This window comes from Pseudomonas sp. NPDC090755, from assembly GCF_044769005.1.
In the GTDB taxonomy this organism is placed as follows: Bacteria; Pseudomonadota; Gammaproteobacteria; order Pseudomonadales; family Pseudomonadaceae; genus Aquipseudomonas.
The window spans coordinates 375,504-390,133 of sequence record NZ_JBIVXC010000002.1 but is presented as its reverse complement, the minus strand read 5'-3'; the positions used below and the strand labels follow the sequence as shown (position 1 = coordinate 390,133).

At 61.6% G+C, this 14,630-nt stretch carries 11 protein-coding genes; 6 read left to right on the top strand and 5 right to left on the bottom strand.

Features of this window, described 5'->3' with window-relative positions:
- Window positions 1-48: 48 nt before the first annotated feature.
- Window positions 49-2,364 carry a TonB-dependent receptor gene (locus tag ACIQUS_RS05635; RefSeq protein WP_403043941.1) on the bottom strand — a complete coding sequence of 772 codons (2,316 nt, stop codon included), beginning with the start codon at window positions 2,362-2,364 and terminating at the stop codon, window positions 49-51.
- A 219-nt stretch (window positions 2,365-2,583) separates the two neighbouring features.
- Between ACIQUS_RS05635 and ACIQUS_RS05630 the strand changes: the two genes are divergently transcribed.
- Genes ACIQUS_RS05630 through ACIQUS_RS05620 form a run of 3 tightly spaced genes read left to right on the top strand, consistent with a single transcriptional unit; the run spans window position 2,584 to window position 4,620 of the window.
- Window positions 2,584-3,264, top strand: coding sequence for a Fe2+-dependent dioxygenase (locus ACIQUS_RS05630; RefSeq protein WP_403043938.1), 681 nt, complete (start codon window positions 2,584-2,586; stop codon window positions 3,262-3,264).
- A 3-nt stretch (window positions 3,265-3,267) separates the two neighbouring features.
- Complete coding sequence (locus tag ACIQUS_RS05625; RefSeq protein ID WP_403043935.1) at window positions 3,268-4,065, top strand: tetratricopeptide repeat protein; 798 nt, start codon at window positions 3,268-3,270, stop codon at window positions 4,063-4,065.
- Window positions 4,066-4,125: 60 nt separating this feature from the next.
- The gene (locus ACIQUS_RS05620) at window positions 4,126-4,620 is read left to right on the top strand and encodes a hypothetical protein (RefSeq protein WP_403043932.1); all 495 of its coding nucleotides are present in this window, start codon (window positions 4,126-4,128) and stop codon (window positions 4,618-4,620) included.
- 49 nt (window positions 4,621-4,669) lie between these two features.
- On the opposite strand, the gene ACIQUS_RS05615 is transcribed toward ACIQUS_RS05620, so the two are convergent.
- From ACIQUS_RS05615 to ACIQUS_RS05600, 4 genes are all read right to left on the bottom strand, one after another.
- Window positions 4,670-5,833 carry a type III PLP-dependent enzyme gene (locus tag ACIQUS_RS05615; protein ID WP_403043930.1) on the bottom strand — a complete coding sequence of 388 codons (1,164 nt, stop codon included), beginning with the start codon at window positions 5,831-5,833 and terminating at the stop codon, window positions 4,670-4,672.
- A 588-nt stretch (window positions 5,834-6,421) separates the two neighbouring features.
- Complete coding sequence (locus tag ACIQUS_RS05610; protein ID WP_403043928.1) at window positions 6,422-7,681, bottom strand: nitrate/nitrite transporter; 1,260 nt, start codon at window positions 7,679-7,681, stop codon at window positions 6,422-6,424.
- A 52-nt stretch (window positions 7,682-7,733) separates the two neighbouring features.
- Window positions 7,734-8,807, bottom strand: a complete 1,074-nt coding sequence (locus tag ACIQUS_RS05605; RefSeq protein WP_403043926.1) for a sugar phosphate isomerase/epimerase family protein — start codon at window positions 8,805-8,807, stop codon at window positions 7,734-7,736.
- Between the two features lie 117 nt (window positions 8,808-8,924).
- Window positions 8,925-10,421: a PLP-dependent aminotransferase family protein gene (locus ACIQUS_RS05600; protein WP_403043923.1), complete on the bottom strand. Its 1,497-nt coding sequence runs from the start codon at window positions 10,419-10,421 to the stop codon at window positions 8,925-8,927.
- Between the two features lie 149 nt (window positions 10,422-10,570).
- On the opposite strand from ACIQUS_RS05600, the gene ACIQUS_RS05595 reads away from it, so the two are divergent.
- The 3 genes from ACIQUS_RS05595 to ACIQUS_RS05585 all read left to right on the top strand — a co-directional run bounded on the left by ACIQUS_RS05595 (window position 10,571) and on the right by ACIQUS_RS05585 (window position 14,612).
- Window positions 10,571-11,062 (top strand): RNA polymerase sigma factor, encoded by a 492-nt coding sequence (locus ACIQUS_RS05595; RefSeq protein ID WP_403043921.1) that lies wholly within the window; start codon window positions 10,571-10,573, stop codon window positions 11,060-11,062.
- Between the two features lie 17 nt (window positions 11,063-11,079).
- Window positions 11,080-12,054, top strand: coding sequence for a FecR family protein (locus ACIQUS_RS05590; protein WP_403043919.1), 975 nt, complete (start codon window positions 11,080-11,082; stop codon window positions 12,052-12,054).
- A gap of 110 nt (window positions 12,055-12,164) precedes the next feature.
- Entirely contained in the window at window positions 12,165-14,612 is a 2,448-nt protein-coding gene (locus tag ACIQUS_RS05585; RefSeq protein WP_403043916.1) for a TonB-dependent siderophore receptor, read from the top strand.
- Window positions 14,613-14,630 lie beyond the last annotated feature (18 nt).

The following is a 14,630-nucleotide window of genomic DNA, read 5'->3' as shown; positions in this document are numbered from 1 at the left end:
ACGAAAGCCCCGGTCATCGAAATGACCGGGGCTTGTCAGTCAGCGACCTCAGAAGTGGACGCTGGTGGTCAGCAGGGCAGTGCGCCCGGCAGCCTGGTTGGCGAAGTGAGTCGAGTAGGCCTTGTCGTAGTAGGTTTCGTCGGTCAGGTTCTGTACGTTCAGTTGCAGATCGACGTTCTTGGTCAGTTTGTAGCTGGCCATGGCGTCGTAGCGGACATAGCTGTCGACCATGGTGGTGTTGGCCACGCTGCCGTAGACCTCATCGGTGTAGAAGGCGCCGCCGCCGATGGTCAGCTTCGGCGTCAGGCTGTAGGTGGTCCACAGGCTGGCGCTGTTGTTCGGCGTGTTAGGCAGCTGGTTGCCATCGTTGGCCTTGCCCAGCGGGCCGCCGTCGATCTGGCGTGCTTCCATGTAGGTGTAGCCGGCGAAGACCTGCCATTTGTCGGTGATCTTGCCGCTGGCCGACAACTCGATGCCTTCGACGCGGGTTTCTCCGACGTTCTCGTAGGTCAGGGTGTTGGTCTGGACCCGGGCGTTTTCCTTCTCGGTGCGGAACAGGGCAGCGGTCAGCGACAGGCGCTGGTCGAGCAGGTCCCACTTGGTGCCGATTTCGTAGTTGGTGGTTTCTTCCGGTTCCAGATCGCTGCTCAGCAGGTTGCCGTTGCGGTCCGGGGTGCCTGGCAGCGGGTTGCCTTCGGTGCCTTCGCCGAGCATGGCGCCCGGAGGGGTCGCCGAGGTGGCGTAGGAGACATAGATGCTGCCGTTTTCAGCCGGTTTCCAGACCAGGCCCAACTGACCGGTGAAGAACTCGCTGACATCGCTGCCCTTGGCGGTGGTGGTACCGGCGGCGTTGAAGGTTTTGTAGTCAGTGTCGAAGTGGTCGTAGCGCAGGCCCATGTTCAGCAGCCACTCAGGCGACAGCTCGAGGGTGTCGAAGGCGTAGATGGCGCGGGTCTTGCTGTTGGTGTCGGTGCCGGCGTAGTTGCGCGAGATGGCGCCGTTCCACGGATCGTCCGGGTTCGGGTTGCTCAGCGAGGTGCAGTTGTAGCCGCTGCTGGCGCCGATCATGGCCGGCGTGCAGTTGGTGCTGGCGTTGCCCGGCGACGATGGGGTGGTGTCGGTGTTGACGTTGTAAGAAGAACGATCGCTTTCTTCGCGGCTGAACTCGACGCCGGTGGAGAAGCTGTTCTTGAACCCGGCCACATAGAAGTCGCCGAACAGGTCGGTCTGGTTGGTGGTGGTAGCGGTGTTGCCGACACGGCTGTTCATGCGACGCCAGACGCTGCCGTTATTGACGTTACCCTTGGAGTCGTCCGGCTGGGTAAGGATGTAGTCCTGCATCGAATTGCCGTGGCGCAGGGTGTTCTTCACGGTCAGCGAGTCGGTCAGGTCGTGCTCGATGGCGAAGGTGGCGATGTCGACGCGGGTCTTGCGGAAGTCCCGGTCGGTCAGGCCGTAGAAGTTGCTGCTGTCGCCGCCATCGATCGGTTTGTCCGGGTTGGCCGAGGTGCGGCCAGCGCTGCCCGAGGTCGGAATGCTGTACGGGATGCCCGAATCCGGCAGGTCGTCGCTTTCCAGGTGGTAGTAGTCGAGGTTGACCCGGGTCGGGGTGCCCAGGCCGAAGGCCAGCGACGGAGCGATACCCCAGCGGTCGTAGTTGACCTTGTCGCGACCGGCAACGTTGCTTTCGTGGCTCATCAGGTTCAGGCGGCCGGCAGCGTTTTCGGTGAACTGGTAGTTGCCGTCCAGGGTGTAGCGCTGGGTCTGGTCGGAACCCCAGGTGAAACCACCGTCGAAGGAGTTGCCCAGGTGCGCGCGCTTGCTGACCAGGTTGATGGTGCCGCCAGCTGCGCCGCGACCGCCGATGGCCGAGTTCGGGCCTTTGCTGACTTCCACCGACTCCACGGCGAAGATCTCGCGGGTCTGGGCGCCAGTGTCGCGCACGCCGTCCAGGTAGGTGTCGCCCTGGGCATCGAAGCCGCGAATGAACGGACGGTCGCCCTGCGGGTTACCGCCTTCACCGGCGCCGAAGGTAATGCCTGGCACGGTACGCAAGGCGTCCTGCAGCGTCAGGGCATTGGTGTCCTTGAGCACTTGTTGCGGAATCACGGTAATGGAGCGAGGGGTGTCTACCAGCGGCGCGGTGTACTTGGGCGATGCGGCGCGTTCGACCTTGTAGTCGGTGCTGGCATCAGCCTGGCCGGTCACGCTGGTCGCGTCCAGGGCAATCGTGCCGTCCTTGGCAGGCTCCGCTTCAGCGGCGTAGGCCAGGTGGCCGGCGGAGGTGGCAGTGATAGCCACACCGATGGCGGAGGCAAGCAAGCGTGGTGAACTGACAGCGGTTGGCACGTAGTGACGCGGCATGGTGGTCCCCTTCCCCAGGATTTCAAGGCCGCGAAATATAATGTAAACAAATATGAGTAACAATTGAGATGAATTGCTATTCGCAATAAATTTACAATCTTTACAATTTGTTTCTACGGTTTCCTTGTGCTGAAACGTCGCACCCGGAGGAAAGGGCTTGTGGTAGGTCAATGGGAATCAATATCATTGACGTCTTTTCCGCTTTCAGGTGTCCGTGCCATGCTGCTAACCATCCCCGGGCTGTTTTGTGCAGAGGAAGTCCAGCGCATCCGCCAGGCCCTGGAGCAAACCGAATGGGCCGACGGCAAGATCACGGCGGGCTACCAGTCGGCCAAGGCCAAGCACAACCTGCAGTTGCCCGAAGGGCATCCGCTGGCCAAGGAAATCGGCACGGCGTTGATCGAGCGCCTGTGGCAGCACCCGCAGTTCATGTCGGCGGCGCTGCCGCACAAGGTCTTTCCACCACTGATCAACTGCTATCGCGAGGGTGGCAATTTCGGTTTCCACATCGACAACGCCCTGCGCCAGCCCCGTGGCAGCCACGAGCGGGTGCGCACCGACCTGTCGTCGACCTTGTTCTTGAGCAATCCCGAAGACTATGACGGCGGCGAGCTGGTCATCCAGGACACCTATGGCCTGCAGCAGGTCAAGCTGGCCGCGGGCGACCTGGTCCTGTACCCGGGCACCAGCCTGCACAAGGTCAACCCGGTCACCCGTGGCGCACGTTACGCCGCGTTCTTCTGGACCCAGAGCCTGGTGCGCGAGGACAGCCAGCGCGCCTTGCTCTTTGAAATGGACAACGCCATCCAGCAACTGACTGCCGACGTGCCAGAGCATCCGGCACTGATCCAGCTGACCGGTACTTACCACAACTTGTTGCGTCGTTGGGTTGAGGTATAAGTCGTGAGCTTCAGGTTGTCGCGCAAAGAACTGGTGGACACCGACCAACTGTCGAAAATGCTTGAGCACAGCCCGGGCAAGGCAGCCCAGGCAATTCTTGCATCGGCGGGGCAGGGAGTCGTCGAGGCACAGGTACTGCTCGGGCAGATCCTGCTGGATGGGCGAGGCATCGAGCAGGATCCGCGTCTGGCCCGACAGTGGTTTGAAATCGCTGCCCGTAACGGGCATCCGATGGGGCACAACATGCTGGGCCGTAGTCTTGAACACGGCTGGGGAGGCCCGCAGAACCTGGAAATCGCAGCGCAACATTATCGGCAAGCCGCCGCTCTGGGGCTGGACTGGGGCTTGTACAACTACGCCAATCTGTTGGCCACCGGCCGGGGTGTCGGGCAGGATCATGCCGCTGCACTGGGCTGCTATCAGCAGGCAGCTGATTTGGGGCATGCCAAGTCAATGAATCTGGTTGGTCGCTACCTTGAGCAGGGCGTTGCCTGTCGTGCCGACATCGAGCTGGCGCATACCTGGTATCGGCGGTCAGCCGAAGCGGGGGATTTTCGTGGACAGTTCAGTTTTGCCACAGTGTTGTTTGAGTCGGGAGCGCTCGAACAGGCGCAGGATTGGTTCAATCGCGCATTGACTGGAGGCAACCTTAATTTTCTTCGCGTTGCCACACGTCAGTTGGAAGTGTCGGGATCCCAAGCGTTGGGTGCCCTCGCTCAGGCTTATCGCAAGCGTCTGGAATACCTTGAAACCGGGGAATCGAAACCCGCTGCTATCGATGCCGGCAGTGCCATAGCATGAGGCGTCGCGGGCTGGTGTGTCCGCGATGAGGTTTTCCTTTATTCGACAAGGAGGTCGATCATGTTTGACCCAACTCGGAGCAGCTTCGTCGCAGAACTTCACAGTCGTACGTCTGGTTATCCCGGTCGTATCGGTGTCACGCCCCGTTCCCCGAATGTAACCCCGGTTCCCTGGAGTGGATGGTTGGCGATTATGGGAAATGATCGCGATGACCATGTGCTTCAGGCTATCAGGTTTCGTTTTGATTATCGGGAAACCCGAGCGGACCGGATCCATTATGCCGTCAGCGCTGTAAGCGACAACGAGCGCTGGCACGGTAAGCACCTGGGCGTTAGTCGCAATGGCTATCTGGGGTTCTACAGCGAGGAGCAGCCGGCGTTCAAGCTGGAACTCATCAATCCTTGGGATGGAATCAACCCACTGGACTTCTATTTTCGAAATGCTGATGGGGAGCGGGTTGGCGTCTATGAAACACAGGGCGTGAAGATGCTCAATACCCAGACAGCCCAGGCAGATATCCTTCAATTCAGTGCCGTGAGAATCCTTAGAGCCTGACGTTGTACCCCGAAATGAAAAGGCCGCCTCGCGGCGGCCGTTTCGGTGCTTACAGGTAGTAGGCCTTCAGCGGCGGAAAGCCGTTGAATTCCACCGCGCTGTAGCTGGTGGTGTAGGCACCGGTGGACAGCCAGTACAGGCGGTCACCGATGGCCAGGTTCAGCGGCAGGCCGTATTTGTAGTGCTCGTACATGATGTCGGCGCTGTCGCAGGTCGGGCCTGCGATCACGACTTCTTCCATCTCGCCTTTCTTCTCGGTCCAGATCGGGAATTTGATCGACTCGTCCATGGTTTCGATCAGGCCGGAGAACTTGCCCACGTCGGTATAGACCCAGCGCTCGACCGCAGTACGCGACTTGCGTGCCACCAGCACCACTTCACTGACCAGGATGCCGGCGTTGGCGATCAGCGAACGGCCTGGCTCGAGGATGATTTCCGGCAGGTCGTCGCCGAAGTCTTCCTTGAGGAAGCGGATGATTTCCTCGGCGTAGGTTTCCAGGCTGTTGGTCCGGGTGATGTAGTTGGCCGGGAAGCCGCCACCCATGTTGATCAGCTTGAGCTCGATGCCGTCTTCTTCCTTCAGGCGCTCGAAGATCACCTTGACCTTGGCGATGGCCGCGTCCCAGACGCTGATGTCGCGTTGCTGGGAGCCGACGTGGAAGGAGATGCCGTACGGCACCAGGCCCAGGTCGCGGGCCAGGATCAGCAGGTCCATGGCCATGTCGGTCTGGCAACCGAACTTGCGCGACAGCGGCCAGTCGGCGGTGGTGGAGCCTTCGGTGAGAATGCGCACGTAGACTTTCGAGCCCGGTGCAGCCTTGGCGATATTGCGCAGGTCCGCTTCGGAGTCGGTGGCATACAGGCGCACGCCCTTCTCGTAGAAGTAGCGGATGTCCTTGGACTTCTTGATGGTGTTGCCGTAGCTGATGCGATCGGGGCTCACGCCGCGGCCCAGCACCTTGTCCAGCTCGTAGATCGAGGCGATGTCGAAGCTCGAGCCTTTTTCCTTGAGCAGGTCGATGATCTCGACGGCCGGGTTGGCCTTGACCGCGTAGTAGACCTTGGCGAATTCGAAACCGGCGCGCAGGTCGTCATAGGCCTGGCTGATCATCTGGGTGTCGATCAGCACGAACGGGGTTTCTTGCTTGTCGGCGAACGCCTTCATTTTCTGAAAGGTATCGCGCGCGAAGTAGTCTTCGACCTGAATCGACATGCTTAGGGACTCCATGGGCAAACTGAAAAAATAAGTGGCTGCAACTGAACGCCCTCCGTATCCCCACTTTGGTTCGCCTACTTCCCAAGGCATGTCGCCGAAAGCAAAAAGGTCAACCGTGCGTGATAAAGCGAGCTACGGGTGACCTTGCTGTCTCGTCGTCAGTACTTGAGCCGGATGGATCGTTTCCAGCATGGACGTTCGGCGCGAACTTTAGGACCTGAGGGGCTCAAGATCAACAAAAAATGTCGCGATTTTGCACACGTCCGTCGCTCCGTGTTTTGCAGTCACGCTACAACTGACCCAGGTAAACAGTAGATGTTCATTTTGATGGCAAAAGCGTTAAAAATACCGGTATGCGCAGGGATCTCGTGAAAAATGGCGTATTCCGGCCAGGGGCTGAAATATGTGCGGATTTAGCGCCGAAATGAACTGATTCACACCGTTTTGATTTCCTGTCGCAGGTTGGGAATCCGGCGTTGCCGTTCATATTTTTTTCCGCCTGCCGCAGCGCTCCGAACGGATGAAAAATGTCAGCCGGCGACAGGTATCCCTGGGCCGGCTGAACCTCATCCAGTGGCGCTGCGGTCAAGCCTGGGCCAGGGCCGCGTCTGGCAAGCCTTCGATGCGCTTGCGTACGGAGCGGTGGAGGAGGCTGGACACCAGGAAGCCGACCACCGCCAGGCCGCTCATCAGGCTGAAGACATAGGTGTAACCCTGTTCTCCCGGGAAGCTGTCGAGGATGGCGCCATAGATGACATAGGCGAACATGCCCGGTGCATAACCGATCAGGCAGCCGATGCCAAAGGCCGAGCCTGTGATCCGCGAGGGAATCCCCACTTCGCTCATTGGCGCCCAGAACACGCCGCGCATGGTGAACACGATCAGTGCGAACGACAGGGTGGCGGCCATGCCGGCGAAGATGAAGCTTTCACCCTTGGGGATCATCAGGATCAGCGCCATTGCCGGCAACAGCGCGAGGAATGCCCACTTCAGGTAGCGGCTGGTGCTCTTGAAACCCTTGTCGGCGATGAAACCACCGGCAGGGCCGCCCAGCACCTTGAGGAAGTACTGGTTGATGATGCCGTAGGCGCCGACCAGGGCCACCGGCAACTGATACATGTCCTTGAGGTAGGGAATGAAGTAGGTCAGGCCACAGTAGACGACGTAAACCATGAACACGTTGAGGCTGACCAGCCAGATGCCCGGCAGGCGCACTGCCTCGAGCAGGCCGGCCAGGCCGATGGTCTGGGTGCTGGCCGCGGTGCTCTTGTTTTCCTTGAGCAGGAACCAGGTGAGCAGGCCGGCGCCGATATCGACCGCCGAATAGAACAGGATGGCCGACTTCAGGCCCGCGGCACCGGAACCCATGGCGATGAACACGCCAAGCGCGGAGAAGGCCACCAGGGTATCGACAACCCCGCGGCCGCCTTCGAGGAAGCCGAACATGCGTCCCTGTTCGTTGTCGTTACCCAGGTTGCGTACGGCCTTGAGCAGGGCGGGCCAATAGATGCAGTCGGCGCACACGGCCAACAGGCAGAACACCAGTAGCATCTCGTTGTAGCCGGGGAAGGTCGCCAGGTACAGGCCCAGGCTGCCGGTGCCGATCAGGCCCAGGGGAATCAGTTTGCGGGTGTCGAAGCGGTCCGCCAGAAAGCCGCCGAGCACGAACAGTGCGGTGGCGATGATGGCGTTGGCGCTGAGCAGTGTGCCGATCTGGGTATGGCTCAGCCCCATGTGTTCCTGCATGGGAATGTAGAAGGCATCCTTGAGGCTGGCCAGCTTGTAGATGGTGCCACCCCCAAGGACGAGGACGAGGAAACGAAGCCATTTAGCCTGTGCTGTCATTGTTTTTCTCCACAGAATCCAGGTTGAAATGCCGTCTGCCGGCGAATGTGGGTCAGGCGTTGGTCAGCTGCGCTTGGGCCAGGGTGAGTTCGGCCAGCACGCGCAGTTCGGTGAGCAGCCCGCGCACATGGCGGATCTGGTTGTTGGCCCAGCGGGGTTCGTCGGCCATCATGCGTTCGACGGTGTAGCCGGGCGGGATGGCGGTTTCGCTCATTTCCCGGTAGGCGATGAAGGGGTCCTGTGCTTCGTCGGACTGGCGGAAGGCCGGCGCGATGTAGTGGTTCTCCTGTTCCATGATGAAGGCGACCACCTGGGGTGCCTGATCACCGAGCATCAGCAACTCGAACAGCATGCGCGCACCGGGCAGGTCGTCGTCGGCACTGCCGTGCAGTACGCCGTAGTGGCCGAAGCCATTGTGCTCGGGAACGATGCGCACGCCCTTGAGGTGAACCTGCCGAATGTGTGGCGCCAGCGCCCGCAGTGCCGGCAGTGGCTGTTCGCAGGCATTGATCATGTTGCCGAAATCGAACAGGGCATTGAGTCGCGGATTGCCGACCTTGCGCAGCAACTCGGCGATTTCGAAGCTCTTGAGTTCTTCGTGTTGCTCGAAGTCGAAGTGCAGGTCGTAACGGTCGGCCAGTTCACCGAGGTAGCGCAGATCGTCCTCGATCAAAGCCATGACTCGCGACAGGTGCCCCTCGTAGCGCGAGTAGACACGAATGTTGCGGGTGCCGATGGCACGGGCGATGGCGACGACCTGGTCGACGTCTTCGCGGCGGGTGCTGCTGATTTCCAGATGCACCTCCAGGCCCTGGGTGCGCGCCTTGTCGGCGAAGGCCTGGAGCTGTTCTGGCGTCATCCGGGCCAGGCTGTTTTCTTCACCGTCCAGCAGGTGCAGGCTCAGGCCCTGCATCTCGTGGCTGTAGGCGAAGTCGAGCAGGTCCTGGGGCTTGAGCTTGAGGTGGGTGAGGTTGGTCAGCAACGGGTAGCCATGGCTGAACAGTCGAATAGCGTCGAGGCGTTCGAGCAGTCGAGCGGCCAGTGCTGGGGTCATCAACGGGGGAGGGGCTTCGCCGCTGGCATTGTGGCTCAGCAGGGCCGCGAAGCGGGACTGGATAGCGTTCATTCTTGTTATTCCTGATAAAGGTGCCAGGTGGGGTGGCGGCACCTTTATCGCTCCAGAATGGCTCTATCGATATATCCATTATTTTTTAATTGTTATGACCACTTTGCCGCTGGCTTCTCATCGCTGGAATCCGAGGCTTTCCAGGGCACGGGCCAGGGCCTCGACCTTCTCGGCCGCCTGTTGTTGCGGTGTGCCGGCAAAGCCGATCAGCAGACCCGGTGGCAAGTAGCGCTTGAGACAGTAATCACTCAGGGCGTAGGTGTAGATCTGCTGCCGGGACAGGCCCAGGGCAATGGCGTCATCGTCGGCCTGCTCATCCAGCCAGCCGAGCAAATGGAGGCCCGCTTCCACCGGTGCGACCCGCAGGAATCCGCCGAGGTGGCGCTGCAGTTGCTCCAGCAGGCTGGCCTGGCGCTCCTGATAGAGCGAGCGCATGCGGCGGATGTGGCTGAGGAAATGCCCCTCGATCATGAAGTCCGCCACTGTGGCCTGGTGCAGGGTGGACGGGCTGCGGTCCATCACTGCACGAATGGCGCAGAAGGGCTCGACCAGCGCCTCGGGCAAAATCACATAGCCCAGGCGCAGCGAGGGGTACAGCACCTTGCTGAAGGTGCCGACGTAAATCACTTTCTCCCACGGGTCCATGGCGAAGAGTGCCGGTAATGGCCGGCCGACGTAGCGGAACTCGCTGTCGCAGTCGTCCTCGACAATCCAGCCATGACCACGCCCCGCCCAGTCGATCAGCTCCAGGCGACGGCTGTAGCTCATGGTGGTGCCCAGCGGATGTTGGCGAGACGGCGTGGTGAAGGCCAGCCGCGCATCCGGGCACTCACGCAGGCCTTGCTGAACGTCGATGCCCTGGTCGTCGATGCGCAGCGGCACCAGGCGCCCCCCTTGGGCCTGGAAGGCGATACGTGCGGCGATGTGCCCGGGGTCTTCCATCCACACGCCATCCTGCGGATCGAGCAGCAGCATGCCGAGGATGTTGAACGCCTGTTGGGCGCCGGAGACGATCACCACCTGGTCCACCGTGCAATCGATGCCACGGGCGTCGAACAGGTAGTCGACGATCGCTTCGCGCAGGCGCAGCAACCCCTTCAGTTCGCCATAGCCGAGCAGCGCCTTGGTCGGCTGGCGCAGATGGCGATTGATCAGACGCTTCCACACCGGCATCGGGAATGCGTCGTAGGCGGGATGGCTGGGCAGGAAGGAGGTCGGACACTCGGGCGCCCAGGCGGCATAGGAGACCCCGCCGAAATGCTCGCTGCGCAGTGAATGCATGGCCTGTCCGAGGTTCGAAAGGCGTGGTGGTTTGCGTGGTGCATCGGCCGTGCTGTCACGACCTTCCCACTCGTCGCCGACGTAGGTGCCGGCGCCGCTGCGTGGTGCCAGGAAGCCTTCGGCGGTGAGCTGGTCGTAGGCATTGAGCAGGGTGATCCGCGACAGGCCAAGTTCCTTGCACAAGGTGCGCGTCGAGGGCAGGCGCGTGCCGCCAGGCAGGTGGCCGCCGAGGATCTGCTTGCGGACCTGCAGGTAGAACTGACGATAGAGCGGAACGCTGCTGGTGCGGTCCAGTTCGATACCTGTCAGCAGTATGCCGCCGGGGGACTTCATGCTGTGCCTGCCTCGTAGTGACTGCGCGGATTGTCACGACTTTGCCCGATTGTGCAAGTCGTCGGCTGACCTTCAGGTCGATTGCCGAGCTTAATAAGAAACATTACTATTCGCGCTTCTTTCATCGCCTACCTGTAGACCTGCGCATCGTGTCTGGACACAAAGGCTTCCTCGACCACTATCACGAGCTGATCGGCACCTGGACGCGCAAGTTGCGCAGTCGTCAGCAGGCTGAGGATCTGACGCATGACGCCTTTGTCAGGGTCCTGGAAAACCGTGAACAAACCGGCGTCGAACAGCCCCGCGCCTACCTGCACCAGACCGCACGCAATATTGCCGTCGATGGCTACCGTCGTGAAGACCGCCGACAGTCGCTGGAGCAGCACGCCTTCGATGCACAGAGTAACGCCAGCGGCGACCCGGAGGCCTACATGCATGCCATCGAGCTGGCCGACAGTGTCGAACGCGCACTGGCCGAACTGCCGCTCAATTGCCGTCGGGTGTTCATCTGGCAGAAACTCGAAGGGCTGACCCAGGCGGAAATCGCCGAGCGCATGGGCTTGACCAAGAACATGGTCGAAAAGTATATGATCCGCACGCTCCGGCATCTGCGTGAGCACCTGGATGTGTCGACGAGATGAGTCAGGCGAATGATTTCATGAATCAGCAGGCGTGCCCTTGTGGTAACGAAACTGTGCGCGAACAGGCGGCGCAGTGGTTTGCCCGTGCCTGTGACGGTGTGCTGGCCGACGCCCGGCAGGCCGAGCTCGCAGCCTGGCTGGCGCAGCATCCTCAACACCAGCACGAATACGATCAGCTCGCCCGCCTGTGGCGAGCGGCCGATGTGCTCCCGCGTGAACGCCTGGAAGCACTGTGCCAGGCCGATCCGGTAGAACAGTTGCCACGCCGGCGTTTTGTTCGCCAGGCGCTGGCCGCGGGCATAGCGGTCGCCGCCGTGGGGCTTGGCTGGTTCGGCTGGCAGCACCAGCAGCTCAATTACCAGGACCAGCTACAGACGGCGCTGGGGGAGCGACGCCAGCTCGAACTTCCGGACGGCTCACACCTGGAACTCAACGGGCGCACGGCGCTGAAGGTCGACTTCAGTGCCGGCCAGCGGCGTATCGAACTGACGGCGGGCGAGGTGATGTTCAGCGTCGCCCACGACACCTCACGTCCCTTCGTGGTCAGGGCCGGCAATGGCACGGTCACGGTCACCGGCACCCGCTTCGATGTGCGCCTGGATCCGACCCGTACCCGGGTGGCGGTGGAGCAGGGCTCGGTCAAGGTGCAAGGCCGTGATGCGAGCCAGGCGCTGTTGACTGCCGGGCTGGGTTCGCAGATCGACGCCCAGGGCAAGGTCGCCACGCCCTATGCGGTGGACGCCGCAGCGCTCACCGCCTGGCGCAAAGGCAAGCTGGTGTTCAACGACGCCCCGCTGAGCGAGGTGGTCGAGGAAGTCTCGCGTTACCGCGCCCAGCCCTTGCGGGTGGCGCCGGGCAAAGTGGCGGCCTTGCGCCTGAGCAGCACCTTCAGCAGTGACGACACCGATGCGCTGCTGCGCGCCCTGCCAAGCATCCTGCCAGTGGCTATCAAGACCCACGGCGATGGCTCCAGCGAAATAATCGCAAAATAAATTCAGGTTTTTTTTCAGTTGTTCGTCTTCCTGGCCAACTGCAACTGCCAAGCATTTCCATTTGCATGCAGATGGCATTTTTATCCGGACTTTCAGGATTTCTCGACGACGTGAACAACAACAAGTTTTCCCCGCGTTCCGCCTCCCGCTCCCGTTGGTTGCCGCTGGCCCTGGCCCTGGCCGTCAGTGGCGGTATTGCCAGCAGCTACGCCGATCAGGCCGTGACCCAGATCCAGATCCAGGCCCAGCCGCTGGCATCGGCCTTGAGCCAGTTGGGGCAGCAGACGTCGCTGCAACTGTTCTTCAGCCCGGAACTGGTGGCCGGCAAACAGGCCCCGGCGGTGTCCGGCACGCTGGCGCCGGAGGAGGCGCTGCAGACCCTGTTGCAGGGTAGCGGGCTGACCTACGAGATTTCCCAGGGCACCGTGGTGCTCAAGCCTGCGCAAACTGCCGGCACCCTGAACACCGGCAGCCTTGAGCTGGCGCCGACCGACGTCAAGGTGGTCGGTGACTGGCTGGGCAACGCCGAAGAGACCGTGGTGCAGAACCATCCCGGCGCGCGCACCGTGGTGCGTCGAGAAGCGATGATCGAGCAGGGCGCGATGAACGTGCGTGATGTTTTGCGCGGTGTGCCCGGTGTGCAGGTGCAGGATTCCAACGGCACTGGCGGCAGCGATATCGCCCTGAACGTCGGTGTACGCGGCCTGACCTCGCGGCTGTCGCCACGCTCCACCGTGCTGATCGACGGTATCCCGGCGGCCTTTGCTCCCTATGGCCAGCCGCAGTTGTCCATGGCGCCGATTTCCTCTGGCAACCTCGACAGCATCGACGTGGTGCGCGGTGCCGGTTCGGTGCGCTATGGACCGCAGAACGTCGGCGGGGTGATCAACTTCGTGACCCGGGCGATTCCGGAAAAGGCCACCGGCGAGCTGTCCACCACGATGGAAACGTCCCGTCATGGCGGCTGGAAGCATATCGAGTCTGCCTTTCTCGGCGGCACCGCCGACAATGGTTTGGGCGCTGCACTGCTGTATTCCGGTGTGAATGGCAACGGCTATCGCAGCAGCAACAACGATAACGATATCGACGACGTCTTGCTCAAGACCCACTGGGCGGTCACCGACAGTGACGAGTTCTGGCTGAACTTCCATTACTACGATGCCAAGGCCGACATGCCCGGTGGCCTGACCCAGGCGCAGTTCGATGAGGACCCCTACCAGTCCGACCGCGACTACGACGACTTCAGCGGCCGTCGCAAGGATGTGTCCTTCAAGTACCTGCGCCAGATCGACGACGTCACCCAGTTCGAGATCCAGACCTACTACACCGACAGCTTCCGTGGCAGCACCATCGCCGCCCGCGACCAGAAGACCCTGTCGTCGTACCCGCGCAATTACCACACCTTCGCCATCGAGCCGCGCTTGTCGCGAATCTTCTTCGCCGGCCCCACCACCCAGGAAGTCAGCGTCGGCTATCGCTACCTCAAGGAAGCGATGCACGAGCAGTCGAGCCGCCTGGCGCTGATCAACAATGTGCCGACCCAGACCCCGACCTCCGACGGCCACGTGTTCCAGGACCGTACTGGTGGCACCGAGGCCAGTGCCTATTACATCGATGACAAGATCGATGTCGGTAACTGGACCATCACCCCGGGCATCCGCTTCGAGCACATCAACACCGATTGGCACGAGCGGCCGGTACGGGGCACCAACGGCGTTCCGGTCCAGGAAAAGAACCGCAGCATCACCAGCAACGAGCCGCTGCCGGCGCTGAGCGTGATGTATCACCTGTCCGATGAGTGGAAGCTGTTCGCCAACTACGAGACCTCGTTCGGCAGCCTGCAGTACTTCCAGCTGGGCCAGGGGGGCATCGGTGACGAGCCCGCCAATGGCCTGGAGCCGGAGAAGGCCAAGACCTATGAGGTCGGTACCCGTTACAACAACGGCACCTGGGGCGGCGAGCTGACGGCGTTCTACATCGACTTTGACGACGAGCTGCAGTACATCAGCAACGATATCGGCTGGACCAACCTGGGCGCCACCAAGCACCAGGGTATCGAAGCGTCCATGCATTACGACCTGTCGGGCCTCGATCCACGCCTGCAGGGCCTGAGCGCCAATGCCACCTACACCTACACCCGCGCCACCTATGAAGGCGAGATCCCGGGCTTCAAGGGCCGTGACCTGCCGTTCTACTCGCGCCAGGTGGCCAATGCCGGGTTGCGTTACCAGGTCAATCGCTGGACCTGGAACCTGGATGCCTTCGCCCAGTCGAAACAGCGCGCTCCGGGTACCGGCATGAACGCCGACGGCAGCTTCAACGGCAACTACATCACCGAGCCGAGTGCCGATGGCCAGTTCGGCGACATCCCGGGTTACGTGACCTGGGCGGCGCGTGGTGGCTATGACTTCGGTCCGCAGCTGTCGAACCTGAAGCTGGCGGCGGGGGTGAAGAACATCTTCGACAAGCAGTACTACACCCGCTCCAGCGACAACAATGCGGGGCTCTACCTGGGTGAGCCGCGTACTTTCTATGTGCAGGCCAGTGTAGGGTTCTGAGTCTTTCGCGGGGCAAGC